The organism is Terrabacter sp. 2YAF2 (genome assembly GCF_052114705.1).
GTDB lineage: Bacteria > Actinomycetota > Actinomycetes > Actinomycetales > Dermatophilaceae > Terrabacter.
The window spans coordinates 295,842-320,698 of sequence record NZ_JBFRFG010000006.1; the positions used below are offsets into that span (position 1 = coordinate 295,842).

A 24,857-nucleotide genomic window follows, 5' to 3' on the forward strand; every position below is an offset into this window, starting at 1 on the left:
GGAATCCCAGCTTGAACGACTACTACGCCGTCCTCGGTGTCTCGCGCGACGCGAGCCAGGAGGAGATCAAGAAGGCCTACCGTCGACTCGCCCGCAAGCTGCACCCGGACGTGAACCCCGGTGCAGAGGCCGAGGAGGAGTTCAAGCGCGTCTCGCAGGCCTACGACGTGCTCTCCGACCCGCAGAAGCGCCAGTCCTTCGACATGGGCGCCGACCCGTTCGCCACGGGCGGCGGCGCCGGCTTYGGCGCCGGACAGGGCTTCTCGTTCAGCGATGTCATGGACGCCTTCTTCGGCGCGGGCGCCCAGGCCGGCACCCGCGGCCCGCGCTCGCGCGTCCAGCGCGGACAGGACGCCCTGGTGCGTCTGGACATCGACCTCTCCAAGGCGGTCTTCGGCTCCGAGGAGGAGCTGACCCTCGACACCGCAGTGGGCTGCACCCGCTGTGACGGGGACGGCGCCGAGCCCGGCACCGGACGCCAGACCTGTCCGATCTGCAAGGGCGCCGGCGAGGTCCAGCAGATCCAGCGCAGCTTCCTCGGCCAGGTCATGACCTCCCGCCCCTGCGTCAACTGCCAGGGCTTCGGCTCGACTCTCACCGACCCGTGCCACGACTGCTCGGGTGACGGCCGCGTGCGCACCCGCCGCTCGCTCAAGCTCAAGGTGCCGGCGGGCGTCGACACCGGCACGCGCATCCAGCTCACCGGTGAGGGGGAGGTGGGACCGGGCAACGGGCCCAACGCCGACCTCTACGTCGAGATCCGCGTCGTCAACCACGACACCTACACCCGCCGTGGCGACGACCTGCACTGCAGCGTGGAGCTGCCCATGGCCGCGGCCGCGCTCGGCACGAGCTTCAAGCTGTCGACCTTCGACGGCATGCAGGACCTCGAGATCAAGGCCGGCACGCAGAGCGGTGACGTGCTCACCCTCCGCGGACTCGGCGTGACCCACCTGCGTCACGGTGGCCGCGGCGACCTGCTCGTCCACGCGACCGTGCAGACCCCGACCCGACTCACCGAGGAGCAGGAGGAGCTGCTCCGCCAGTTCGCGGCCCTCCGCGGCGAGGAGAGCCCCCAGGGACGGCTGACGCCGGCCAACAAGGGCCTGTTCGGCAAGCTGCGTGACGCCTTCAAGGAGAAGTGACCCCACGTGAGCGCCCGGTGACCCACCAGCTCTTCCTCGGCGACCCGTCGGCGGTCGCCGAGGCCGTCGCCGGGTCGTCGCTGCTCCTCGACGGCGACGAGGGGCGTCACGCTGCGGCCGTCGTGCGACTGCGCCCGGGCGAGCGTTACTTCGTCGCCGACGGAGCGGGTCGCCGCGTCCTGCTCGAGGCGACGGACGTCGACCGGGCGTGGGTGCGAGGCCAGGTCCTCGACGTCACCGACGAGCCCGAGCCCCAGCCGCGGCTCGTCCTGGTCCAGGCCCTCGCGAAGGGCGACCGCGACGAGCAGGCGATCGAGGCGGCGACCGAGCTCGGCGTCGACGAGGTGGTCCCGTGGCAGGCGGAGCGCTCCGTCGTCGTCTGGCGGGGCGACCGTGCGGCCAAGTCCCTCGCCAAGTGGGTCGCCGTCGTGTCCCGGGCGACCAAGCAGTCGCGCCGGGCGCGTATGCCGTCGACGTCCCCCGTGGTCGGCCTGGCTCCGCTCGTGGCGCGCGTGGTGGAGTCGGCGTGCACGCTCGTGCTCCACGAGGACGCCACCGAGCCGCTGGCGACGGTGGACCTGCCGGAGTCGGGTGACGTCCTCGTCGTGGTGGGGCCAGAGGGCGGGATCACCGACCGCGAGATCGAGGCACTCACCGCCGCGGGGGCCCACGCCGTGCGCCTGGGGTCGACGATCCTGCGCGCGTCGTCAGCCGGTCCCGCGGCGCTCGCGATCCTCAGCGCGCGCACCCGCTGGGCCTGACGGCATACGCCCGCCTCTCCTCGACCACGAGGCAGGGCGCGACGGTCGGTGCGCGGGTCAGCGCGCCGTGAAGGGGATGCGTTGCTCTGCCACCGTGGAGCCGTCGTTGGCGCTGGCTTCGAAGACGCGCAGCACGTAGGCGCCTGCCGTCAGCGACTGCTTCGTCGGGAAGGTGTACGAACCCCGGGCGGGGGCGCCCTGGGAGGCGGTGGTGAAGCCACTGTCGACGACCTTCCCGTCGCGTAGGAGCTGCCACTGGACGTTCGCCTCGAAGGTGCTGGCGACACCCGAGACGGTGAGGGGGGCGCCGGCCTTGACGACCGAACCCCGCCCCGGCTCGTCGACCCAGATCGGAGCGACCTGGCCGAGCACCTCGATCGGGTCGCTGGGCCGGGTGTAGGACGTCGACGCCGCGTGACCGGGCGCGACGTCGGCGCTGCCGTCGGCGAGCTCGAAGCGGACGGGCAGCGCGGAGCCGAGCGCCGCCTGCACCGTCCACACGAGCTGCTCCGCGGCGAGCGGAGTGGCGTCCCGCGTGCCCGAGGAGAGGCGCACCGTGATGGAGGCGTCCCCGGCCGTCACCGACTCGGCGGTGACGCCGGTCCAGGCGGAGTGGTAGGAGCTGCCGGCCGGTGCCGGCCCCATGGCCAGCCGCAACGCGGCCACCGCGTTGCCCGACGGGACCGAGGGAGACGGGACCCCGGCGGCGACGAACTCCCGGAAGAGCCGGATCTGGCCACTCCCCGCCGCGACCGGACCGAGGTAGTAGACGGGCACGCTCGCGGTCGTCGCAGCCGGCGGCGGGCCGCCCGTCGTCGCGGTCGGGGCGGGCGTGGTCGGCTGGGCCGCGGTCTGCGTCGGGACGCTCGACCGTCCGCTCGACGGGGTCGCGGACGACGCGCCGGGCGTCGGCGTCCCCACGGCGGTCGGCGTCGCGGCGACCGGGGGCGTCTGTGCCGGAGGACGGTTGACCGCCCACACCGTGCCGGTCACCAGCACGGCGGTCGCGGCTGCGGCAGCAGGCAGGATCCAGCGGTGGTGTCGGCTGCCGGAGCTCGACGAACGCGCCACGCTCGACGCCACGAAGCCGGTCCCGGTGCCGGCGTGACCCTCGTCGAGGATGGCGCCGAGCCGGTCGGTGGGCGTGATGGCGTTCGCCTCGTCCTCGAGCGAGCGGCGCAGCCGGTCCTCGACGAGGCGCAGGCCTGCGCCGTCGACGAACGGGTGGTCGGCGGGCGTCTCGCCGGGTCGCGACGGGTCGGTGTTCATGACAGCTCCAGGGGGTCGATGGTGCGGCGCAGGGCCGTCAGGCCACGGTGGGCGTGGGTCTTGACGGCGCCGGGGGAGATCTCGAGAGCGTGGGCGATCTGGGCTTCGGACAGGTCGGAGTAGTAGCGCAGCACCAGCACCTCGCGCTGGCGCGACGGGAGGGCCCGCAGGGCGTCCATGACGGCGTGGCGCTCGGCCGAGTGCAGGACGTGCGTCTCGGCGCTCCCGTGGCTGCCCCGTCCCGGGGCGTCGGCCGCCGCCGCCTCCCGGAGGTTCTGGCGGTCGACGACGACGGCGTGCCGCTGCACGGACCTGCAGCCGTTGACGACGGAGGTCTGGAGGTAGCCGACGACACGTCCGCCGTCCCGGATCGAGGCCCAGCTGCGATGGGTCGCCACGAACGCGTCCTGCACGACGTCCTCGGCGGCGAGCTGGTCGCGCAGCAGGAGCCACGCGAGGCGCACGAGCCGGTGCCAGTGGGCCCGGTAGAGCTCGGTGATGGCCACGTCGGGGTCGGTGGGCAGCTCGGCCCCGACGTTCGGTTCGTTCGGGGCGCGGTCAGCGGCCCCCGAGGCCCCGGGGTCACTGAGCTGGCCGGACGGCATACCCAACGCTCTCACGGACAAATGACGCGCACCGCACCTCCATGGTTGACACGTCGACGTGGCAATCGTGCGGACCGTCCACGACGTGCCTAGGGTGCACTCATGACCTCGCAGACCCCGAGTGACTGCCTCTTCTGCAAGATCGTCGCCGGGGAGATCCCGTCCGACCGCGTCGCCGAGAGCGACCGGTCCATCGCCTTCCGCGACATCAACCCCGCGGCGCCGATCCACGTCCTCGTCGTGCCGAGGCGCCACGAGCCGACCGTCGGTGCGCTGGCGGCCGCATCGGGTGACGACCTCGCCGACGTCTTCCGCCTCGCCGCGCGCGTGGCCGAGGAGGAGGGCGTCGCCGACGCGCACCGGATGATCGTCAACACCGGCAGCGACGCCGGGCAGACGATCTTCCACGCGCACGTGCACCTCCTCGCGGGCGCGACCTTCACCGAGCGGGGGATGGTGTGAGCTCGGAACGCCCCACGGGCGACGACAAGCCGGCCACGACGGGGTCGGCCGCAGACGCCAAGGACACCGACGGCGAGGCGAAGCCGGTCGACCCCGTCGACGACCTCGTCACCACCCACCACACCCTCAAGGTCGGCCGCCGCACGCTGGGCTACACCGCGACGACCGGTCGCGTCGTGCTGCGCGAGGAGGAGCACAAGGACGGCACCTTCGGCGGGCACAAGGCCCGCGCCGAGCTGTCGATGACGAGCTACGTCCTCGACGACGCGGACGCCCGCACGCGGCCGGTCACCTTCGCCTTCAACGGCGGTCCCGGCAGCTCCAGCGTCTGGCTGCACCTGGGCCTGCTCGGCCCGCGCCGCGTCGTCAGCGGCGACGTCGGAGCCCTTCAGCCGCCCCCGTACGACCTCGTCGACAACCCGGAGTCGCTCCTCGCCGTCAGCGACCTCGTCTTCATCGACCCGATGTCGACGGGCTACTCGCGCGCCGTCGAGGGCGGCAAGCCGGGGGAGTACCACGGCTACCAGAAGGACGTCGAGTCCGTCGCCGAGCTGATCCGCCTCTGGACCTCTCGCAACGGTCGCTGGATGTCGCCGAAGTTCGTCGCAGGCGAGTCCTACGGCACCCTGCGTGGTGCGGCGCTGGCCGAGCACCTCCAGTCCCGCTACGGCATGTACCTCAACGGCCTCGTGCTCATCAGCAGCGTGCTCGACCTCAGCTCGGTCGACTTCGAGAACCAGCGCAACGACCGGGCCCACGCGCTCTACCTGCCGACGTATGCCGCCGTGGCCCACTACCACGGCAAGCACGGCCGGCGGTCGCTGCAGTCCGTCCTCGACGAGGCCCAGGAGTATGCCGCCCGCGACTACCCGTGGGTGCTCTCCCGGGGCAACCGCCTCACCAGGCGCGAGCGTGCCGAGGCCGTGGCGACGCTGGCCCGGCTCTCCGGCCTGACCGAGGACTACGTCGACCGGGCCGACCTGCGCATCGAGCACTGGCGCTTCTTCACCGAGCTGCTCCGCGACGACCGGCTGTCCGTGGGCCGGCTCGACGCCCGGTTCACGGGTCCGGCGGCGGCCGCCATCGCCGAGAACATGGACGCCGACCCGTCCCACGACGCCATCACCGGCCCCTACTCCGCGGCCTGGAACCACTACGTCCGTGACGAGCTCGGCTACGGCAGCGACCTGCACTACGAGCAGATCTCGCGCCTCGTGCACCCGTGGTCGTTCCATGACTTCGAGGGACGGCCCGTCGACGTGTCGCCCAAGCTCGAGCGCGCCATGCGCCAGAACCCGCACCTCAAGGTGCACATCGCGTACGGCTACTACGACGGTGCGACGCCGCACTTCGCGGCCGAGGACGTCGTGGCCCACCTGCAGCTGCCCGCCGACCGGCTCGCGAACATCGAGCACGCCTACTACGAGGCGGGTCACATGATGTACGTCCACGAGCCCTCCCGCGTCCAGCAGAGCAGGGACCTCGCCCAATTCGTGGTGAGGAGCTCGGGCCGCGCCACGTAGACTCGTCCCCACGATGAATGACGCGCAACCTCGACCATCCGAGACCGACAGCCCTGACGGCACCCAGCACGCCGCAGGCGGCAAGACCGGGGGCGACGCCCCGGTGCTGACGCGGCAGATCCCGCCGCCGATCGAGATGGTGACCCTGCTCGGCGCCCGGGACGAGCTGCTCCGCACCATGGAGCGCCAGTTCCCGCTCGTCGACACGCACGTGCGCGGCAACGAGATGACGTTCGCCGGCCCCGCCGGCGAGCTCGAGATCATCGACTCGCTGCTCGACGAGCTGCTCGTCATCGTCGAGACCGGACAGCCGCTCAACCGCGACGCCGTCGAGCGCTCCATCTCGATGCTGCGGAGCCAGACGATCGAGCGTCCCGCCGACGTGCTGACGATGAACATCGTCAGCAGCCGTGGTCGCACGATCAGGCCCAAGACGCTCAACCAGAAGCGCTACGTCGACGCCATCGACCAGCACACGATCGTCTTCGGCATCGGTCCTGCGGGCACCGGCAAGACCTACCTCGCGATGGCCAAGGCCGTGGCAGCGCTGCAGGCCAAGCAGGTCAACCGGATCATCCTCACGCGTCCGGCCGTCGAGGCCGGCGAGCGACTGGGCTTCCTGCCCGGCACGCTCAACGACAAGATCGACCCCTACCTCCGGCCCCTCTACGACGCCCTGCACGACATGGTCTCGCCCGAGACGATCCCCAAGCTCATGGCGTCGGGCACCATCGAGGTCGCGCCGCTGGCCTACATGCGAGGACGTTCGCTCAACGACGCGTTCATCATCCTCGACGAGGCGCAGAACACCTCGAGCGAGCAGATGAAGATGTTCCTCACCCGCCTGGGCTTCGGCTCCAAGATGGTCGTGACGGGCGACATCACGCAGGTCGACCTGCCCGGCGGCACCCGCTCCGGCCTCAAGATCGTGCGTGACATCCTCGGCGACGTCGAGGACATCCACTTCGCCGAGCTGACGTCGCACGACGTCGTCCGGCACCGACTGGTCAGCGCCATCGTCGATGCCTACGAGCGCGACGACGCCCGTGGCCAGAAGCGCGCTCGTCGCCAGGGCAAGGACCCGGCAGGCGGGGCCACCGGGCCGCGACGCGCGGCCGGACGGCATACGCCCTCGGTGGACGCGACGCCCGACACGCAGGAGGACCTCGCGTGAGCATCGACGTGCTCAACGAGACCGACGCCGACGTCGACGAGCTCGAGCTGCTCGCCTGCGCCTCCTACGTCATGGAGCAGATGCGCGTGCACCCGCAGGCGGACCTCTGCATCAAGCTCGTCGACGAGGACGCCATGGAGGTCCTCCACGTGCAGTGGATGGACCTGCCCGGGCCGACCGACGTCATGAGCTTCCCGATGGACGAGCTGCGGCCCGGCCGGGAGGGGCAGGAGCCCGACGAGGGCACCCTCGGCGACATCGTGCTCTGCCCGTCCGTCGCGACGAAGCAGGCCCTCGAGGCGGGTCACGCGCCGATCGAGGAGATGCTGCTGCTCACCACGCACGGCATCCTGCACCTGCTCGGCTACGACCACGCCGAGCCGGACGAGGAACGCGAGATGTTCGAGCTGCAACGGCAGCTGCTCCTGACGTTCCTCGCCACGCGCAACCGCCCGAGCGCCTGACCGCGGACGAGAGACCGAGATGTTCCCGCAGTTCGCGCTCCCGGCGCTCGTCAGCATCGTCGTCGCGTTCCTGCTCTCGGCCGCCGAGGCCGCGATCTTCCGCATGTCGCGCGTGCGGGCGCAGGAGCTCTTCGACGAGGGCCGCTCTGGCGCCAGGTCGCTCATGACCGTGGTCGGCGACTCGCCGCCGTACCTGTCGGTGATCGCGTTCCTGCGTGTCGTCGCCGAGGCCACCGCCGCGGTCCTCGTCACCCTGGCCGTCGCCGGGGAGGTCCAGTCGACGTGGAGCCGCGCCCTCATCAGCATCGCGATCATGGCCGTCGTGTCGTTCGTCGTCGTCGGCGTCTCCCCGCGCACGCTCGGACGGCAGAACTACGACACGGTGGCCCTGTGGAGCGCGCCCTTCGCTGTCGGGCTGCGTCGCGTGCTCGGCCCCCTCGCCAAGCTCCTCGTCGTCCTCGGCAACGCGGTCACGCCGGGCAAGGGCTACACCGACGGGCCGTTCCAGACCGAGTCCGAGCTGCGCGACCTCGTCGACATGGCCGGCGACTCGGACGTCATCGAGGCCGACGAGCGCGAGATGATCCACTCCGTCTTCGAGCTCGGCGACACCCTCGCCCGAGCGGTCATGGTCCCGCGCACCGACATGGTCGTGCTCGACGCGGACAAGACGCTGCGCAGCGCGATGTCGCTCTTCCTCCGGTCCGGCTTCTCGCGGATCCCCGTCGTCGGCGAGGACAGCGACGACGTGCGCGGGCTGCTGTACTTCAAGGATGTCGCCCGCCGGCTCAACGCCGCCCCCGAGGACGGTCGGCACCCCGCCACCGAGGTGATGCGGCCCATGCACTTCGTGCCCGAGAGCAAGCCGGTCGACGACCTGCTGCGCGAGATGCAGCGCGACCAGAACCATTTCGCCATCGTCGTCGACGAGTACGGCGGCACCGCCGGGCTCATCACCATCGAGGACATCATCGAGGAGATCGTCGGCGAGATCGCCGACGAGCACGACCGTGAGGCACCCGGCGTCGAGCAGCTCGAGGACGGCACCCTACGGGTCCCGGCCTCGATGGACATCGACGACCTGGCCGAGCTCTTCGACGTCACCATCGACGAGGAGGACGTCGACACCGTCGGCGGCCTCCTGACGAAGGTCATCGGGCGCGTCCCGATCGTCGGCTCGTCCGGTACGGTCGCTGGGCTGGAGCTCACGGCTGAGCGCATGGCCGGACGCCGCCACCGGGTCGCGTCGGTCATCGTGCACCGCGCGCCGGTGCCGGAGGACGACGCCGCACACATCGAGACGGAGGACGCCCATGGCCACTCAGGACGCTGACCCGACACGCGGCGACGGCATGGCGCCCGGAGGTCGGTCGGAGGACTACCGCGCCGGGTTCGCCTGTCTCGTGGGCCGGCCCAACGCCGGCAAGTCGACGCTGACCAACGCCCTCGTCGGACAGAAGGTCGCGATCACGAGCTCGAAACCGCAGACGACGCGGCACACGATCCGCGGCGTCGCCACGACTCCTTCGGCGCAGGTGATCCTCGTCGACACCCCGGGGCTGCACAAGCCCCGGACGCTGCTCGGGCAGCGGCTCAACGACCTCGTCCGCGAGACGCTCCTCGAGGTCGACGTCATCGGCTTCTGCCTGCCGGCCGACCAGCGCATCGGGCCGGGCGACACCTTCATCGCCAACGAGCTCACGGAGCTGCGCTCGCTGCGGCGCCGCCCGGTCGTCGCCATCGCCACCAAGGCCGACGCCGTCGACCGCGAGCGGCTCGCCGAGCACCTCATCGCCATCGACCAGCTGGGGGAGTGGGACGCGATCATCCCGTGCTCGGCCGTGTCGGGGAGCCAGGTCGAGGAGGTGCGGGACGTCCTCGCGTCCTTCCTGCCGCGGTCGCCGCAGCTCTACCCCGACGGCGTGCTCACCGACGAGCCGGAGATGGTGATGATCGCCGAGCTCGTCCGTGAGGCAGCCCTCGAGGGTGTGCGCGACGAGCTGCCGCACTCGCTGGCCGTCGTCGTCGAGGAGATGGTGCCGCGCGAGGGGCGACCGGAGGACAAGCCGCTGCTCGACGTCCGGGTCAACGTCTTCGTGGAACGCCCGAGCCAGAAGGCGATCGTCATCGGACGCGGAGGCTCCCGGCTGCGTGAGGTCGGCACGAACGCGCGCAGGGGCATCGAGGCGCTCCTCGGCCAGAAGATCTACCTCGACCTGCACGTCAAGGTGGCCAAGGACTGGCAGCGCGACCCCAAGCAGCTGCAGCGCCTGGGCTTCTGACGGGTCCTTGACCAGCGACCAGAGAGCTCGCGCTGGCAGGTTCGCCGCCCAGTAGGGTGCCTCGGTGAGCAGCCCGATCCAGAGCCGCGTCGGCCAGGTCTTCATCCCGGTCCGCGACATGGCGACCGCCGTGCCCTGGTATGCCGCCGTGCTCGGTTTCGAGCCCGGGGTCGCCTCCCACGAGGGCACGATCTACGACATCCCCACCGACGGCGAGACCCGGCTCGCGCTCGACGCGAACCGGCCCGCGTTCGACGCGTCGGGACCGCCGCGCTTCTTCCTCTGGACCGAGGACCTGGCGGCGGCGGTCGGCCACCTGCGGGACCTGGGTGTCACGATCACCTCCGACGTCGAGGACATCGGGAGCGTCCGCTTCGTCCAGTTCACCGACCCCGACGGGAACCTCCTCATGGTCTGCCAGCGCGCCTGACGTCTTCCACCGTCCTAGACTCCCGAGAAGGAGGCGGACATGTCGGAGACTGCTGCACACGACCACGAGCTGGAGGTCCTCGAGGAGGACCAGACGGTACCCCCGCGGCCCGAGGAACAGATCGCCGACGTCCGCGAGGACACCGCCGACGCCGACTCGCCCGACACCACGACGGCCCCGTGACCGACGACCCGTGGGGTCGCGACGAGCCGCCGGCCGTAGCCGACGTCGACCTGCTGCCGCTGTCGCCGGCTCTGGCGGAGATCGAGGCAATGCTCGACAACGGTGAGGACCGGGTGCTCGCCCCCGGGGAGCGACACCTCCTCCCGGGGGTCGCAGACCTGCCCGAGGTGGCGGGCCTGGCAGACGAGGGGTGGGAGCCCCTGCCCATCGGGTTCGCCGGCTGGGAGTGGGCGTTGCTCCCGGCGGTCTGGCCGCGCGAGCACCGACGGTGGGTGCGCGACCGGATGCCGAGGTTCGGGCTGATGTCCTGCGGCGACGACGAGACGCGGCTCGGTCCCGAGGCGGGGCGCGACACCCACCAGCAATGGCTGCTCGCCCGAATGGCCCGCTCCGTCGACCTTCCGCCGCCACCCCGCGAACGCATCTGGCTCCTGCGCTCTCCTTGGCCGTCCCTGCCGCTGTCGAGCCTGCTGCTGCTCATCGGACAGCACCGGGATCGGAAGGGGTTCGGCTGGGACGCCCTGGCCAACATGCGGGCGGCAGTGGACGTCCTGTCGCACACCGAGGACGAGGCCTGGGCGTCGTGGACCGGTCGGCAGGCCGACGCCGCGCGCGCCTGGCACGCGGAAGCGGCTCAGGACCCCCACGTCGGGCACTGGGTTCGCCTGGGGCTGGGCCCAGCCCATCTCCGCGCCCTGATCGCACCCCTGTCCGAGGGCGGGGCCGGGCTGACGCCCCTCCAGGCGCGGGAGTGGAGTGAGATCGTTTCCATGTCGGAGGCTCCGGGGGACGAGGTCGTGAGTCGTACCGTCGCGTGGCGACGGATCGGACTGCCGCCTGATGCGCCGGTGGAGCGGCTTGCCGCCGTGCTCATCCAGCGGACACCTGCCGAGGTCGCCCCTTGGCTCGAGGCGGGCCTCACCGTGGCCGATGTGGCCGTCTGGGAGGCCGAGGACCTGCCGCAGGCCGTGCGCTGGCGCGACGCGGGCTTCGGAGCCCGGGAGGCGAGGGAGCTCGTGCTCGCGGATCCGACCCTGACCCCCGAGGAGGCCCGCGGGTTCGAGGTCGCTGGTATCGAGCCGCACGCCCGGCAGCGGTGGGTCGCCGCGGGGTTCACGCCGGAGCAGGCCCGGGCCTGGACCGACCTCGACATCGTCGCCTCGGAGGCCCGCGTGTGGCGTGCGGTCGGCCAGGGGCCTGACGAGGCCCGAACCCAGAGGGCATCGGGGGGCGGTGCATTGCCGACGGGCGTCGAGGTCGGATGGGCGGGTTTCGGATCGGGCCGCGAGGACGTCAACTACGGCGTGACTGACCCGCCGGGCACCCGTGGCAGCATCGCGACCGAGCGTCCAGAGGGCTTCGAGATCCGCTGACGAGACGGTCGTCTCATCATCCGGGCAGCGGTCCCGACGGGTGGACGTGACCCGAGCACCCGGCATACGGTGAAGTCGTGCGAGCGGTGAGCCTCCTCCTTCTCTGCCGCGACGAGGCCTGATCCCGGCCCTCCTCGTCGCGGAGTTTCCCGTGTCCGGCCGGACACCGAGCGAAACGCAGACGAAGAGAGTGCAGCGATGATCCACCCCCAGCAGACGTCGGGAATGCCGTTCCAGAAGTACGTCCCGTTCCACGAGCAGATCCCCTTCGAGCTCCCGGACCGCACGTGGCCGACGAAGCGCATCGAGCAGGCCCCGCGCTGGTGCGCCGTCGACCTGCGTGACGGCAACCAGGCCCTCATCGACCCGATGAACTCCGAGCGCAAGCTGCGCATGTTCCAGCTGCTCGTGAAGATGGGCTACAAGGAGATCGAGGTCGGCTTCCCGTCCGCGAGCCAGACCGACTACGACTTCTGTCGCGAGCTCATCGAGGGTGGCCACATCCCCGACGACGTGACGATCCAGGTGCTGACGCAGTGTCGCGACCACCTCATCGAGCGCACCTACGACGCGATCCGGGGCAGCAAGCAGGCCATCGTCCACTTCTACAACTCGACGTCGGCGCTGCAGCGCAAGGTCGTCTTCGGGCTCGACCAGGACGGCATCATCGACATCGCCGTCCAGGCGGCGCGCCTGTGCAAGAAGCTCGAGGAGACCATCCCGGACACGACGATCTACTACGAGTACTCGCCCGAGTCCTACACCGGCACCGAGCTCGACTTCGCGATGCGGATCTGCAACGCCGTCGTCGACGTCATCGACCCGACGCCGGACCACAAGATCATCGTCAACCTGCCGGCGACCGTCGAGATGGCGACACCCAACGTCTACGCCGACTCCATCGAGTGGATGGTCCGTCACCTCGAGCGCCGTGAGTCCATCGTCGTGAGCCTCCACCCGCACAACGACCGGGGCACGGGCGTGGCCGCCGCGGAGCTCGGCTACCTCGCCGGCGCGGACCGCATCGAGGGCTGCCTCTTCGGCAACGGGGAGCGCACCGGCAACGTCTGCCTGGTCACGCTCGGGATGAACCTCTTCAGCCAGGGCATCGACCCGCAGATCGACTTCAGCGACATCGACGAGGTGCGCCGCACCGTCGAGTACTGCAACCAGCTGCCGGTGGGCGAGCGACACCCCTACGGCGGCGACCTCGTCTTCACCGCCTTCTCCGGCTCGCACCAGGACGCCATCAAGAAGGGCTTCGAGGCGATGGCGGCCGAGGCCAAGGAGAAGGGCACGAGCATCGACGACCTCGTCTGGGGTGTGCCCTACCTCCCGATCGACCCGCACGACATGGGCCGGTCCTACGAGGCCGTCGTCCGCGTCAACAGCCAGTCCGGCAAGGGCGGCGTCGCCTACATCATGAAGACCGAGCACCAGATGGACCTGCCGCGCCGGCTGCAGATCGAGTTCTCCGGTGTCGTCCAGCGCGGCGTCGACCAGGACGGTGGCGAGGTCGCTCCCGCCGAGCTGTGGGGCCGGTTCCAGGACGAGTACCTGCCGGACCCGGCACGCCCGTGGGGCCGCTTCGAGCTCGTCAACGTCGTCACCGACTCGACCGTCGACGGAGCCAGCACGATCGAGGCCACGGTGCGCGACGGCGGCGAGTCCCGGACGATCACCGGGACGGGCAACGGCCCGATCGCGGCCTTCGTCGATGCACTGGCCACGGTCGAGGGCACCCCGGACGTGCGTGTCCTCGACTACGCCGAGCACGCCCTGTCCGCCGGTGGCGACGCCCGCGCTGCGGCATACGTCGAGTGTGCCGTCGGCGAACGTGTCCTCTGGGGCGTCGGTGTCGACCCGTCGATCGTCACCGCGTCCATCAAGGCCATCGTGTCGGCGGTCAACCGGGCCGAGAGGGACGCCCCGGTCGCCTGACCCGGCGCTGTGTCGGGCACCTCATCGGGCGCACATTCCAGTGAGGTAGCGTCGGGCTTCATGGAGTCCCCGGTCGGTCGAACACTGCTTCGACTGACCGGGGTTTCCCTTGTCGCGGTCGCCGTCGTCGCCCTGATTGCCCCGCGACGCGTCAGCGTCGACTACCGGTGGCAGGTCGTCGTGCCGACCGTTGTCGTGGGCATCGCCCTCGCTGCGCGCGTCCGCGTACCGTGCGCCCTGAAGAGTCGGTGGCTGCCCGGCGTCATCGCTGTGGCGGGCGCTTCGGTCGCAACGTTCGTCGCGATGCAGACCCGGTACCAGTACGGCTGGGACGCGGGGGCCGTCATGTCGATGGCCCGCTCACTGCACGCCGGGCGGCCGCTCAGCGAGCATGAACTCGACTACTTGTCGGTCTTCCCGAACAACCTGCCGCTGCTCGCGATCGACCGGGCGGCGGCCGACGTGGGACAGTCGCTCGGTGTTGCTCCCGACGCGGTGCTCATCGCGCTCGGCGGTATCGGCCTGGCCGTGACTCTGTATGCCGTGCATGTCCTCGTCGTGCAGTTGGCGGGTCGCGGTCCCGCGCTCGTCGCCCAGATCGTCACCATCGCTCTCGTCGGGCTGAGCCCCTGGCTGAGCGTGCCGTACACCGATGTGCTGGCCATGCCGCTCGTCGTCGGCGGGGTCGCCCTGGCATCGCGGGCGCTGATGCCGGGACAGCGCAGGTCACGCACGGTGCTGTGGACCCTCAGCATCGCGGCACTCGCAGTGGCCTACGCCGTCAAGACGACCCCGGTCGTCGTCGTGGCGGCCGCCGCCATCACGGGAATCATCGCGGTGTTCGACCGGGAGCGGCGCCCGCGGCGGCCTGCGCTGGGTCTCAGCGCAATCGCCGTGGGCCTTGTCCTGTTCCTGGTCCTCGCCGTGGCGCTGCCCGCTGCATCGACGACCGTGGCCGGTGTCGACACGCAGGACCTGCGTCCCGACGCCTCGCCCACCCTGCTGTGGTGGGTCGCCAACGGGTCGGCCGAGACCGTCTCTAGTTCCGGTGTTGTCAGTTACGGGGCCTATGTGCGCGCCATGGTCGACGCCGTGGACGAGGGCACCCCGGACCAGATGAACGAGTATGCCCTCGGCTACCTCGCCGAGCGGTGGCAAGAGCGTGGGCTGCTTGGCACGGTGGAGTTCTATGCGAACAAGCTGGCGTGGAACTGGGGGGACGGGATGTTCTCGGCGTGGGGCGAAGGTGGCGACTCGCTCCCCGGCCGACTGGCCCCGGCGACAGGCGTGACGGGAGTGGTTCACGACCTCAACGGTTTCAACGGCGGCGGTTACCAGCTTCGCGCGGAGCTCACCCAGGGGCTCTGGCTGGCGGTGCTGATCGTCGCGGGCATCGGTCTTCTGCGGGCGCCTTATCGGCGCCAAGTCCTGTTGCTTGCGCTGAGTGTGCTGGGTATCGCCGCCTTCACGATGGTCTTCCAGGGCCGGGCGCGCTACCTCTTCTCATTCGCCCCCCTCCTCGTCGTCTTGGCCGCGACCGTCCACGCGTCGCTCCTGGGGCAGGCCAGACCTGGTGCCAGGGGCGCGGCCGTGACGGTCTGCCCGGACGACGCGGATACGGACGACGGTCGGCTCGTGGGTCTCCTACGGTGAGGGGATGAGCTCGAGGAACGGTCGCGCCGGGGTCGACGTGTGGTTGGACGTGTCCGCCGGGGTCGCCGGGGACATGCTCCTCGGCGCGTTCGTCGACGCGGGTGCCTCACTGGCTGTTGCGCAGGCCGCCGTCGACTCCGTGATCCCGGGCACCGTGCGGCTCGTGACGCACGAGACGGAGCGGGCCGGCATGCGCGCCCTCAAGGTCGAGGTCGAGCTGCTCGCGCCGGACCAGCACCACCGGCCCTGGTCCGAGATCCGGGACCGGCTGCGCGACGCCGACCTCGACGACACGGTGCGCCAGTGGTCGCACGCAGCCTTCGAGCGGTTGGCGGTCGCCGAGTCACGGGTGCACGGCAAACGCATCGACGACGTCCACTTCCACGAGGTCGGGGCCTGGGACTCCATCGCGGACGTCGTCGGCAGCTGCGCGGCGCTCGTCGACCTCGGGGCGCGCACCGTGACGGCCGGCCGGTTGTCGTTGGGGTCGGGCTCGGTCCGCGCCGCGCACGGCCGCGTGCCCGTGCCGGTCCCCGCCGTCCTGGAGCTGTGCCGTGGCTGGGACGTGACCTCGGGCGGTGACGGTGAGCTCGCGACGCCGACGGGTGTGGCGCTCGTGACGGCCCTCGTGCAGCGCCAGGCGGGACTGCCGGCCATGACCGTCATCTCGGTCGGCGTCGGCGCCGGGACCAAGGAGCACCCGGACCGCCCCAACGTCGTGCGTGTCGTCGTCGGACGACCCCTGGCACCCACCGAGAGTGCGGCTGCCCCGGTCGCCGGCGGGAGACTCGACGCCGGCGACAACGTCCCCGAACAGCTGTGCGTGCTGGAGGCCAACGTCGACGACCTCGACCCCCGCCTGTGGCCGACCGTGGTCGACGCCCTGCTGGCGGCGGGCGCCCGAGACGCGTGGACCACCCCGATCACCATGAAGCGCGGCCGGCCGGCCCAGCTGCTGTCCGTCCTCGCGGCTCCGGGCCACGTGGTGGCGCTCCGGGACCTCGTGTTCGCCTCGACGAGCACCATCGGCGTGCGCGTCACCGACGTCACCCGCTGGGCACTCGACCGCGGCTGGACCGACGTCGACGTCGCAGGTCAGCGCGTCGGTATCAAGGTGGCCCACCGGCAAGGTCGGATCGTCAACGCGGCCGCGGAGTTCCGTGACGTCGAGGCTGCCGCCGCGGGCCTCCGGCTCCCGGTGCGCGAGGTGCTCGACGCCGCTGAGGCGGCCGCTGCGGCAGAGGGTCTGGCCCGCGGTGCTCGCGTGCCGGAGGGGCTGCGCCCGACGCCGTGAGGTCGTGCCGTCGCCGCCACCTCACTCAGGGTCTGGGACCCAGCAGGTCGGCCGACTGGTCATACACCGCGGTGATGATCTTCAGGCTCTCGAGTGCCTCAGCGGGGCCGATCGAGAAGGGGGTGCCAGCGCGGACGTGTCGGTAGAAGTCGTCGATGAGGTCCCGGTGGGAGGCACCCCAGTAGGCCTTCTCGCCGTGACCGATCCGGGTCTCCCGAATGGTGTCGACGCGACCGTCGGCGTGTTCGACCCGGACGTCGGTGTCCAGCTTGACGATGCCGCGTTCGGCGATCAGCTCCAGGGTGACCGGGGCGTTGGCGACGTAGCCGTTGCTGGCATGGAACAACGACCGGCGGCCCCCGGCGTGGCCGAGCTGGAGGACGGCGGTGTCCTCCACCTCGATGGTGTCGGACAGCGCGACCCGAGTCGCCACGCCGCGCACCGTGGTCACCTCACCGAGGAACCACTGCAGGAGGTCCAGGGTGTGGATCGCCTGGTTGATGAGCACCCCGCCGCCGCTCTCGGACCACCGACCGCGCCACGGGCGACTCGCGTAGTAGGACTCGTCGCGGAACCACGTGACCGCCGCGCGGCCGCCGAGGAGGGCCCCCAGGGTGCCTCCCTCGAGCAGGTCGCGGATCGCCAGGATCGTGGGGTTGAAACGGTTCTGGAAGCACACCCCGAGGGTGGCGGTGCTGGACCTCGCGGCCCGCACCAGGGCCTCACCGTCCGCGACCGTCGTGGCCACAGGCTTCTCGAGCAGGACGTGCACCCCGCGGCGCAGGCTCTCGATGGCCATCGCGGCGTGGAGGTGGTGGGGCGTGCAGATGTGCACGACGTCGGGCTGCGCCTCATCGAGCATCCGGGTCAGGTCCGGGTAGCCGGGCACCCCGCGATCGGCGACGACCGCGGCCACCGCGGCCTCATCCGTGTCTGCCACCGCAACGAGGACCGCGTCAGGGTTGGCGCTGATGGCGTCCAGGTGCTGCGACGCGATGGACCCGCAGCCGACCAGCCCGACGCGCAACGTGGCCGCCTCTATCGTCCGATGGGTCACAGCCGCACCGGACGGCCGGTGGTGGCGGACTCGTAGAGGCCCAGGATGACGGCGAGCGAGGTCCGGGCGTCGGACGTGCTGACGCGGGGAGCGCCTCCCGTGGTGACCGCGGCGATGAAGTCGGCGAGCTGCAGCCGGTGGGCATGGCCGAAGCTGAGCTCGTCCGGACCGATCTGGTGGGCGGCCGTGACCTGGTTGCCACCCGTCATGCTCGACATCCCGATCTCCGTGGCCGCGCCCACCGTCTCGTGGAGGTAGACGAGCTGGTCGTCGGAGACGACGGCTGAGCCCTTGGTGCCGTAGACCGACAGCCGGGCGTCCAGCCCGGGGTAGGCGGCGGTGGTGCCGTGGATCATGCCGAGCGCGCCGCTTTCGAACCGGAGCACCGCGACCGCGGTGTCCTCGACCTCGATGTGTTCGTGCGCCAGGCAGGCGGTGTAGGCGAACACCTCCACCGGAGTGCCGACCATGGTGAGCATGAGGTTGATGGTGTGCACGGTCTGGTTCATGACGGCTCCGCCGCCGTCGAGCGCCCACGTGCCGCGCCACTCGCCGGAGTCGTAGTAGCTCTGCCCTCGCCACCAGGCGTGGGAGGCGATCGCGGAGGTGATCGAGCCCAGCGTCCCGTCGGTCACCGCCTGCAGGACCGTCTCGGTGGAGCGGTCGAAGCGGTGCTGCGAGATCACCGTGGCCTTCCTGCCGGACCGGGCCTCGGCGTGGATGATGCGGTCCGCAGCAGCCAGGCTGACGTCGATCGGCTTCTCGATGACGACGTGCTTGCCGGCGTCCAGCGCCGCGACCGCGACATCTGCGTGCAGACCGCTGGGGGTGCACACGGTGACGGCGTCGATGTCGTCGCGAGACAGCAGCGCCGTCAGGTCGTCGGTGTGCTCGGCGCCATGCTGCTCGGCCAGGGCGAGCGCCTTGGGGCGGTCGACGTCGACGACGGCGACGAGCTCGGCGGTCTCGGGCAGCTCGGCGAGGGCGGCCGCGTGCACCGCGCCGATCATGCCGGCACCGATGACCGCGAACCGGACTCTCTTGCCGCTCATACGTATTCGATCCCTTCGCTGTCCAGCAGCGCCGTGAAGGTCTTCGTCGCGTGGGCGAAGAGGTCGGCACCGGTGAAGCCGCCCAAGCTGTGGGTGCTGCCCAGGTGTGGCTCCATGGAGAAGAACCCATCGAAGCCGTCGGCCCGCAGCGCGCGGATCGTCCGGCGCACCTCGCCGTCGCCCTCACCGGCCGGCACGACCTCGCCGGTGGCTGCGAGCGCGTCCTTGATCTGGATGTAGGCCAGGTGCGGCCGCAGCCGGTCGTAGCCCTCGGTGAACGGGCGAACGCCGCACTGAACGTAGTTGGCGGCGTCCCACGCGAGCTTGAACTGCGGCGAGTCCACCGATTCGACGAGGTCCAGGACGCGGTCTGGGACGTCGCCGTAGATGTCCTTCTCGTTCTCGTGCAGCAGCACCACGTCGTGGCCGGCCGCGGCGTCGACCAAGGCGCGCATCCGGCGGATCACCTCGTCGCGGTGGTCCGCTGGCGCCTCGTCGTCGCGCAGGAAGAACGAGAACAACCGGATGTAGGGCGCGCTGAGCCGCTCAGCCACCGTCAGTGCCCGGTCCATCCGCCGCAGGTGCGCCTCGAAGTCGTCCTCGATGTCGATCTTGCCGATGGGTGAGCCGATCGACGACACCGAGATGGAGTATGCGGTCAGGACGCTCTCGACCTCGCTCAGCTGCTCGTCGGACAAGTCCAGGACGTTGACGTCCCACGCGCTGCGCAGCTCGATGTGGGTGATGTCGAGCTCTCTGAGCACCTGACACTGTGTGGCCAGGTCAGGGTCGATCTCGTCGGCGAATCCGGACAGGGTCCACACGTGGAGCTGCTCCTTCGATGGTGGTCAGGGGGCGGCGATCTGCGCGGCGAGGTGGCCGGCGCCGTAGCCGTTGTCGATGTTGACGACGCCGACCCCGGGGGAGCACGCGTTGAGCATCGCCAGCAGGGGAGCGAGCCCCCCGAATGCCGCACCGTAGCCGACGGACGTGGGCACGGCGACGACCGGGGAGGCGGCGAGCCCCGCGACGACGCTCGGAAGGGCCCCGTCCATGCCGGCGACCACGACGATGACCCGCGCACGGTCGATGAGGTCGCGGCGGGCGAGGACCCGGTGCAGTCCGGCCACGCCGACGTCGACGACGAGGTCGGTCTCGCGGCCGAGGAAGCGTGCCGTCAGCACTGCCTCGCGCGCGACGGGCAGGTCGGACGTGCCGGCACAGAAGACGGCGACGAGGCCGCCGCTGGGGGCCGGAGGGTCCGGCGGCCAGGCGAGAAGCCGGGCTGTCTTGTCGTGCAAGGCATTCGGCAGGATGTCGAGCACTGCTTCGGCGTGCTCGACGCCCGCCCGGGTGAAGAGAACGGCACCAGACGTGGTCCCGTCGGCGGCGGCGTCACGAAGCCGCTCGGCGATGGTGCGCACCTGCTCCGGTGTCTTGCCCTCGCAGTAGATCGCCTCGGGATACCCGCGGCGCGCCCTTCGCCCGAGGTCGAGCTCGGCCACCTCGAAGGGGTCGGTAGCACCGACGCTGCTGCCTCCCGCGTCAGCCACCGGTGACCTGGACGAGCGGCAGGGTGAAGGCGCCGGACTGGATGCCGGCGACGTCGACGGCGACGAACGTGAAACCCGCCGCCCGCCCGGCCTCGTGCACGGCGGTGCGGACGGGCGCGGACATCGCGCGTTCGAGGTCGGGGTCGGGAAGCTCGATCCGGGCAACCTGCCCGTGGTGGCGCACCCGGCAGTCGACAAAGCCCAAGGCCCGCACGGCCGCTTCGAGCTGCTCGACCTGGGCGAGCTTGGCGGGGTCGACCCTGGAGAAGTGCGGGATGCGGGAGGCCAGGCACGGAGCAGCAGGCTTGTCGGCGTTGGGGAGTCCGAGCGCCCGGGCCAGCGCGCGCACGTCCGACTTGGTCAGGCCGGCGTCGGCGAGCGGCCGGAGCACCCCGTGCTCGGTGGCCGCCCGGGAGCCGGGGCGGTCGGGCCGGCGCGCGTCGTCGGCGTTCTCGCCGTACGCGACGGCAGCGAGCTCGTGCGCGGCCGCGACGTCGTCGGAGATCCGCGTGAAGAGCTCGTCCTTGCAGTGGAAGCAGCGGTCGGGTCCGTTGGCCCGGTAGGCCGGGTTGTCGCCCTCGTGCGTGGGGACCTCGACGATCGGGGCGCCGATGTGGGCGGCGACGTCGTGGGCGCCGCGACGCTCGTCGGCCGCCAGGCTGGGGGAGACGCCGATGACGGCGACGACCCGGGCCGGTCCGAGCGCGCGCACCGCGAGGGCGAGCAGGAGGCCTGAGTCGACGCCGCCCGAGAAGGCGACGCCGAGCCGGCCGGTTCGGGACGGCATACCTCGGCGGATGTGGTCCGCGACGAGGTCCGCGTGGCGCCGGAGGTGCGGGGGGAGGCCGTCGTTGCTCTCCACCGGCCACGCGTCCCTGGGACTCGGCGTCATCGGTCCGGTCTCGTCGATCTGCGTCGATGGGTCGGTCACGGCGCGGCGACCTCGCTCCGGTCGCCCGACCACAGCGTGTGGAAGGCACCCGCGCGGTCGGTGCGGCCGTAGGTGTGGGCGCCGAAGTTGTCGCGCAGCCCCTGCACGAGCGCGGCCGGCAGACGCTCGGCCCGCACGGTGTCGTAGTAGGCGAGGGCGCTCGAGAAACCGGGCACGGGCACGCCACCCGTCGTGCCCAGCGCGACGACCCGACGCCAGGCGTCCTGCCGGTCAGCCAGGCCGGACGCGATGCTCGGTGCGACCAGGAGGGTGGCGAGCCTGCCGGCGGCGTACTCGTCGCTGATCTGGGCCAGCAGACGCGCGCGGATGATGCAGCCGCCGCGCCAGATGCGGGCAACGGTCGCGATGTCGACGTCCCAGCCGTACTCGTCGCTCGCCTTGCGGATCTGCTCGAGCCCCTGGGCGTAGGCCACCACCTTGGACGACCACAGCGCGTCACGGACGTCGTCGACGAAGCGCTGCCGATCATCAACGGAGACAGCGCGATCCGGCCCGACGAGAACACCGCGGGCGGCGTCACGCACGGCGGTGTCACCGGACCCGGACCGGGCGAAGACCGACTCGGCGATCGTCGACACGGGGACGCCGAGCTCGAGGGCCGTCTGCACGGTCCAGCGGCCGGTGCCCTTCTGCTCGGCCGCGTCGACGATGACGTCGACGAGCGGCCCACCGGTCACGGCGTCGACCTGGTCGAGCACCGCCGCCGTCAACTCGATGAGGAAGGAGTCGAGCTCACCGGTGTTCCACTCGCGGAAGACGTCGGCGCCCTCGGCGGCCGTGAGACCCGCGGCCGACAGGAGGTCGTAGGCCTCGGCGATGAACTGCATGTCGGCGTACTCGATGCCGTTGTGGACCATCTTGACGAAGTGGCCGGCGCCGTCCGGGCCCATCCAGGCGCAGCACGGCTCGCCGTCGACCTGCGCGGCGATGGACTCGAGGATCGGGCCGAGGGCGGCATACGACTCCTTGGAGCCGCCGGGCATGATCGACGGCCCCTCGAGCGCGCCGACCTCGCCGCCCGAGATGCCGGTGCCGACGAAGTGCAGGCCGTGCTCGCGCAGCCGCGCCTCGCGTCGGCGGGTGTCCTCGAAGTGGGCGTTGCCTCCGTCGACGACGATGTCGCCCTCCTCGAGCAGCGGCACGAGCTCGTCGATGACCGCGTCGGTGGGACCGCCCGCCTTGACCATGACGATGATCCGTCGAGGGCGTTCGAGGGAGGCGACGAAGTCGGCGGTGGACTCGGAGGGCACGAAGGTGCCCTCGGAGCCGTGCTCTTCGATGAGTGCGCGGGTCTTGGCGTTGGTGCGGTTGTGGACGGCGACGGTGTGGCCGTGGCGGGCGAGGTTGCGGGCGAGGTTGCTGCCCATGACGGCGAGGCCGGTCACACCGATGGTGGCGAGGTCAGACACGAGGACTCCTTGAGTGGGGAGGACACGACCGTATGCCGTGTGGCCCGGGGCGGGAAGGGCGCGGTCGCGACGGCGCTGTCACGGCCGCGCCCCGAGGCTCGGGGCGACGCCGGCACCCGGCGGGCAGCGGCGCCCGAGGTCTTCAGCACGCCCGAGGTCTTCAGGCGTCCTTGCGCCAACGGCGACGGAGCGCGAAGGCGGCGGCCTTGGGTTTGCGGTCGCGGGTGAAGGCACCCTTCTTGTTCCCGTCGACCCGCATGATGCCGGAGGTCGTCGCGAAGTCGGCGAAGTTCCACACGTGCTCGCCGACCACGGCGTCGCACGCGTCGAAGACCCGGTGGTTCATGTCGAGGTAGTCGACCTGGTACTCCTCGCTCCATGGCTGCGGGGTGAGCGAGTGGTTGCCGGCCAGGGTGTCCGCGCCGTACTCGGTGACGATGATCGGCTTGCCCTCGGACGCCCAGCCCTCGAGCTCGGCGGTCCACGCGATCTCGGCGCTGGCGAGGTCACCGGTGTTGACGTACCAGCCGTAGTAGCGGTTGAGCATGAGCACGTCGGCGAACTGGGAGACGCGGCACGCGCCGTGGGGAGCGAGCATGACGTTGACGAAGCCGACGGGGCGCGTCGGGTCGGCGTCGCGGGCGACGTCGAAGAGCGGACGGAAGTAGTCCTCGGAGGCCTCGGTGTCGGATTCCGGCTCGTTGGCGATCGACCACAGCACGACGCTCGGGTGGTTCTTGTCGCGCGCGATGAGCTCACGGATCGCCTGGGCGTGGACCTCGCGGGAGCTCTCGTTGATCGTCTCGGCGGAAAAGGTGGTGTAGCCCTGCCCGCCGAAGATGCCGCCGCCGAGGCCCATGTTGAGGCCGACGGCTGCGGTCTCGTCGATGATGACGATGCCGTGGCGGTCCGCGTGGTCGAGGACGTCCTCGGAGTAGGGGTAGTGCGACGTGCGGAAGGAGTTGGCGCCGACCCAGTCGAGCAGCTCGAAGTCCTGGACGAGGTGGGCGGGGCTGTGCGCCTTGCCGATCGTCGCGTGGTCCTCGTGCATGCCGAATCCCTTGAAGTGGAAGGGATCGTTGTTGATGAGGAACTCGGTGCCGCGGACCTCGACCGTGCGGATCCCGACGGACTGGTGGTAGCTGTCGAGGACGACGTCCGAGTCGTCGACGAGCTGGACCTCGAGGTCGTAGAGGTAGCCGTGCCCCGGCGCCCAGAGGCGGACGTCGTCGACGGAGAGGGAGCCGCTGGAGCGGGTGCCCGTCGCGACCACGCGCCCCGCGGCGTCGCGCAGGACGACCCGGACCTCGAGGCCGTCGGAGTCGGCGGTCGCCACGGCGTAGTCCACCGAACCCACGGTGCCGGTGAAGCCGGTGACGACCGTGATGTCCTCGACGCGGGCCTGGGGTGTGGCGGCGAGCCAGACCGAGCGGTGGATGCCGGCGAAGTTGAAGAAGTCGTGCCAGTAGCGCTGGGCCCTGCCGCCTGCCGTGTCCTCGATGACACCCGGTGGGATCGACTGGAAGCTCAGCGTGTTGTTGACGAGCGCCGTGATGCGCACCTCCTCGCCCGGCCTGACGAACTCCGTGACGTCGGCCTCGAACGGGGTGTAGCCACCCTCGTGACTGACGACCTCGTGGTCACCGACCCAGACGGTGGCGCGGTGCGTGGCCGACTCGAAGTGGAGGACGATGCGCTCACCGGCCCAACCACGCGGGACGTGGACGGTGCGTTGGTACCAGATGTCGCCGAAGTAGTCGCGGACCGCGGCGTCAGCCGTCAGGTCGTTGAAGCTCGCCGGCACGGCCATGTCGCGCGGGGCGGGGAGGGCGTCGCGGAACCACCCGGCGTCGCGCCCGGTGGAGTCACCGTCGAGCTGGAACGACCAGATGCCGTCGAGGCGCTTGGTCTCGCGGGTGGAGGTGTCCTGGGGGCGCAGCATGGTGGGGCCTTTCGTGAGCGGTGGGGCGTTGCTCCATTGAGTCACCGCCCGCCGTCCAGCGCGAGCGATTGCCACCAGTTGCCACGACCCATCCAAAGAGCGATCCGTCCCCCCGCCCGCCCTGATCGAAAGAGCAATCCGTCCGCCCACCTCCCCGATCGAAAGAGCGATCCGTCCGCGCAACGTGTGAGTCCCCTTGTGTGGTGGGGTTTGAGGCCCGGCATGTCGTGAGGACGTGAAGGGGCCATCGGCGGGATCTTCGGTGTGTACGGCCAAGTACTCATCGAAGAGGAGCCACACCGATGGCCTTGCCCCAGTCTGCCCTGTCCGAGC

23 protein-coding genes are annotated in these 24,857 nt (G+C 71.1%); 14 read left to right on the top strand and 9 right to left on the bottom strand.

Annotated elements, in window-relative coordinates; translation table 11 throughout:
• Positions 1-11 precede the first annotated feature (11 nt).
• Together dnaJ and AB4030_RS10150 are read left to right on the top strand one after the other, a co-directional pair.
• A complete protein-coding gene (gene dnaJ / locus AB4030_RS10145; RefSeq protein ID WP_442279089.1) occupies positions 12-1,145 on the top strand; it encodes a molecular chaperone DnaJ in 1,134 nt (377 codons plus the stop codon).
• Between the two features lie 17 nt (positions 1,146-1,162).
• Complete coding sequence (locus tag AB4030_RS10150) at positions 1,163-1,906, top strand: 16S rRNA (uracil(1498)-N(3))-methyltransferase (protein ID WP_442279119.1); 744 nt, start codon at positions 1,163-1,165, stop codon at positions 1,904-1,906.
• 57 nt (positions 1,907-1,963) lie between these two features.
• On the opposite strand, the gene AB4030_RS10155 is transcribed toward AB4030_RS10150, so the two are convergent.
• Positions 1,964-3,175 carry a Gmad2 immunoglobulin-like domain-containing protein gene (locus AB4030_RS10155; RefSeq protein ID WP_442279090.1) on the bottom strand — a complete coding sequence of 404 codons (1,212 nt, stop codon included), beginning with the start codon at positions 3,173-3,175 and terminating at the stop codon, positions 1,964-1,966.
• Entirely contained in the window at positions 3,172-3,780 is a 609-nt protein-coding gene (locus tag AB4030_RS10160; RefSeq protein WP_442279091.1) for a SigE family RNA polymerase sigma factor, read from the bottom strand. Before AB4030_RS10160 ends, AB4030_RS10155 begins: the two co-directional genes overlap by 4 nt.
• A gap of 102 nt (positions 3,781-3,882) precedes the next feature.
• Here AB4030_RS10160 and AB4030_RS10165 point away from each other — a divergent pair, with 102 nt between their 5' ends.
• From AB4030_RS10165 to larC, 12 genes are all read left to right on the top strand, one after another.
• Positions 3,883-4,242: a histidine triad nucleotide-binding protein gene (locus AB4030_RS10165; protein ID WP_442279092.1), complete on the top strand. Its 360-nt coding sequence runs from the start codon at positions 3,883-3,885 to the stop codon at positions 4,240-4,242.
• Positions 4,239-5,765 carry a S10 family peptidase gene (locus tag AB4030_RS10170; protein ID WP_442279093.1) on the top strand — a complete coding sequence of 509 codons (1,527 nt, stop codon included), beginning with the start codon at positions 4,239-4,241 and terminating at the stop codon, positions 5,763-5,765. Before AB4030_RS10165 ends, AB4030_RS10170 begins: the two co-directional genes overlap by 4 nt.
• 13 nt (positions 5,766-5,778) lie before the next feature.
• Complete coding sequence (locus AB4030_RS10175) at positions 5,779-6,939, top strand: PhoH family protein (RefSeq protein ID WP_442279094.1); 1,161 nt, start codon at positions 5,779-5,781, stop codon at positions 6,937-6,939.
• On the top strand, positions 6,936-7,403 hold the full coding sequence (ybeY, locus tag AB4030_RS10180; protein ID WP_442279095.1) for an rRNA maturation RNase YbeY: 468 nt from the start codon (positions 6,936-6,938) through the stop codon (positions 7,401-7,403). Before AB4030_RS10175 ends, ybeY begins: the two co-directional genes overlap by 4 nt.
• A 19-nt stretch (positions 7,404-7,422) precedes the next feature.
• A complete protein-coding gene (locus tag AB4030_RS10185; protein WP_442279096.1) occupies positions 7,423-8,736 on the top strand; it encodes a hemolysin family protein in 1,314 nt (437 codons plus the stop codon).
• Positions 8,737-8,755: 19 nt separating this feature from the next.
• On the top strand, positions 8,756-9,685 hold the full coding sequence (gene era, locus AB4030_RS10190; RefSeq protein WP_442279120.1) for a GTPase Era: 930 nt from the start codon (positions 8,756-8,758) through the stop codon (positions 9,683-9,685).
• 64 nt (positions 9,686-9,749) lie between these two features.
• Positions 9,750-10,115: a VOC family protein gene (locus tag AB4030_RS10195; protein WP_442279097.1), complete on the top strand. Its 366-nt coding sequence runs from the start codon at positions 9,750-9,752 to the stop codon at positions 10,113-10,115.
• A 39-nt stretch (positions 10,116-10,154) separates the two neighbouring features.
• On the top strand, positions 10,155-10,298 hold the full coding sequence (locus AB4030_RS10200; protein WP_442279098.1) for a hypothetical protein: 144 nt from the start codon (positions 10,155-10,157) through the stop codon (positions 10,296-10,298).
• A complete protein-coding gene (locus AB4030_RS10205) occupies positions 10,295-11,671 on the top strand; it encodes a hypothetical protein (protein ID WP_442279099.1) in 1,377 nt (458 codons plus the stop codon). The genes AB4030_RS10200 and AB4030_RS10205 overlap by 4 nt, the downstream gene beginning before the upstream one ends.
• Positions 11,672-11,869: 198 nt before the next feature.
• Positions 11,870-13,612: a 2-isopropylmalate synthase gene (gene leuA / locus AB4030_RS10210; protein WP_442279100.1), complete on the top strand. Its 1,743-nt coding sequence runs from the start codon at positions 11,870-11,872 to the stop codon at positions 13,610-13,612.
• A 60-nt stretch (positions 13,613-13,672) separates the two neighbouring features.
• The gene (locus AB4030_RS10215; protein ID WP_442279101.1) at positions 13,673-15,265 is read left to right on the top strand and encodes a hypothetical protein; all 1,593 of its coding nucleotides are present in this window, start codon (positions 13,673-13,675) and stop codon (positions 15,263-15,265) included.
• Between the two features lie 4 nt (positions 15,266-15,269).
• Positions 15,270-16,559, top strand: coding sequence for a nickel pincer cofactor biosynthesis protein LarC (larC, locus tag AB4030_RS10220; protein ID WP_442279102.1), 1,290 nt, complete (start codon positions 15,270-15,272; stop codon positions 16,557-16,559).
• A gap of 25 nt (positions 16,560-16,584) precedes the next feature.
• Here the strand turns inward: larC and AB4030_RS10225 are convergent, their stop codons facing one another.
• The 7 genes from AB4030_RS10225 to uidA all read right to left on the bottom strand — a co-directional run bounded on the left by AB4030_RS10225 (position 16,585) and on the right by uidA (position 24,524).
• Positions 16,585-17,616, bottom strand: coding sequence for a Gfo/Idh/MocA family protein (locus AB4030_RS10225; RefSeq protein WP_442279103.1), 1,032 nt, complete (start codon positions 17,614-17,616; stop codon positions 16,585-16,587).
• The gene (locus AB4030_RS10230; RefSeq protein WP_442279104.1) at positions 17,613-18,668 is read right to left on the bottom strand and encodes a Gfo/Idh/MocA family protein; all 1,056 of its coding nucleotides are present in this window, start codon (positions 18,666-18,668) and stop codon (positions 17,613-17,615) included. Before AB4030_RS10230 ends, AB4030_RS10225 begins: the two co-directional genes overlap by 4 nt.
• The gene (locus tag AB4030_RS10235) at positions 18,665-19,492 is read right to left on the bottom strand and encodes a sugar phosphate isomerase/epimerase family protein (RefSeq protein ID WP_442279105.1); all 828 of its coding nucleotides are present in this window, start codon (positions 19,490-19,492) and stop codon (positions 18,665-18,667) included. Before AB4030_RS10235 ends, AB4030_RS10230 begins: the two co-directional genes overlap by 4 nt.
• Before the next feature lie 24 nt (positions 19,493-19,516).
• Positions 19,517-20,221, bottom strand: coding sequence for a nickel pincer cofactor biosynthesis protein LarB (gene larB, locus AB4030_RS10240; RefSeq protein ID WP_442279106.1), 705 nt, complete (start codon positions 20,219-20,221; stop codon positions 19,517-19,519).
• The gene (locus AB4030_RS10245; protein ID WP_442279107.1) at positions 20,214-21,152 is read right to left on the bottom strand and encodes an asparagine synthase-related protein; all 939 of its coding nucleotides are present in this window, start codon (positions 21,150-21,152) and stop codon (positions 20,214-20,216) included. The genes larB and AB4030_RS10245 overlap by 8 nt, the downstream gene beginning before the upstream one ends.
• Entirely contained in the window at positions 21,149-22,540 is a 1,392-nt protein-coding gene (gndA, locus tag AB4030_RS10250) for an NADP-dependent phosphogluconate dehydrogenase (RefSeq protein WP_442279121.1), read from the bottom strand. The genes AB4030_RS10245 and gndA overlap by 4 nt, the downstream gene beginning before the upstream one ends.
• Before the next feature lie 202 nt (positions 22,541-22,742).
• Complete coding sequence (gene uidA, locus AB4030_RS10255) at positions 22,743-24,524, bottom strand: beta-glucuronidase (RefSeq protein ID WP_442279108.1); 1,782 nt, start codon at positions 24,522-24,524, stop codon at positions 22,743-22,745.
• Between the last annotated feature and the right edge of the window lie 333 nt (positions 24,525-24,857).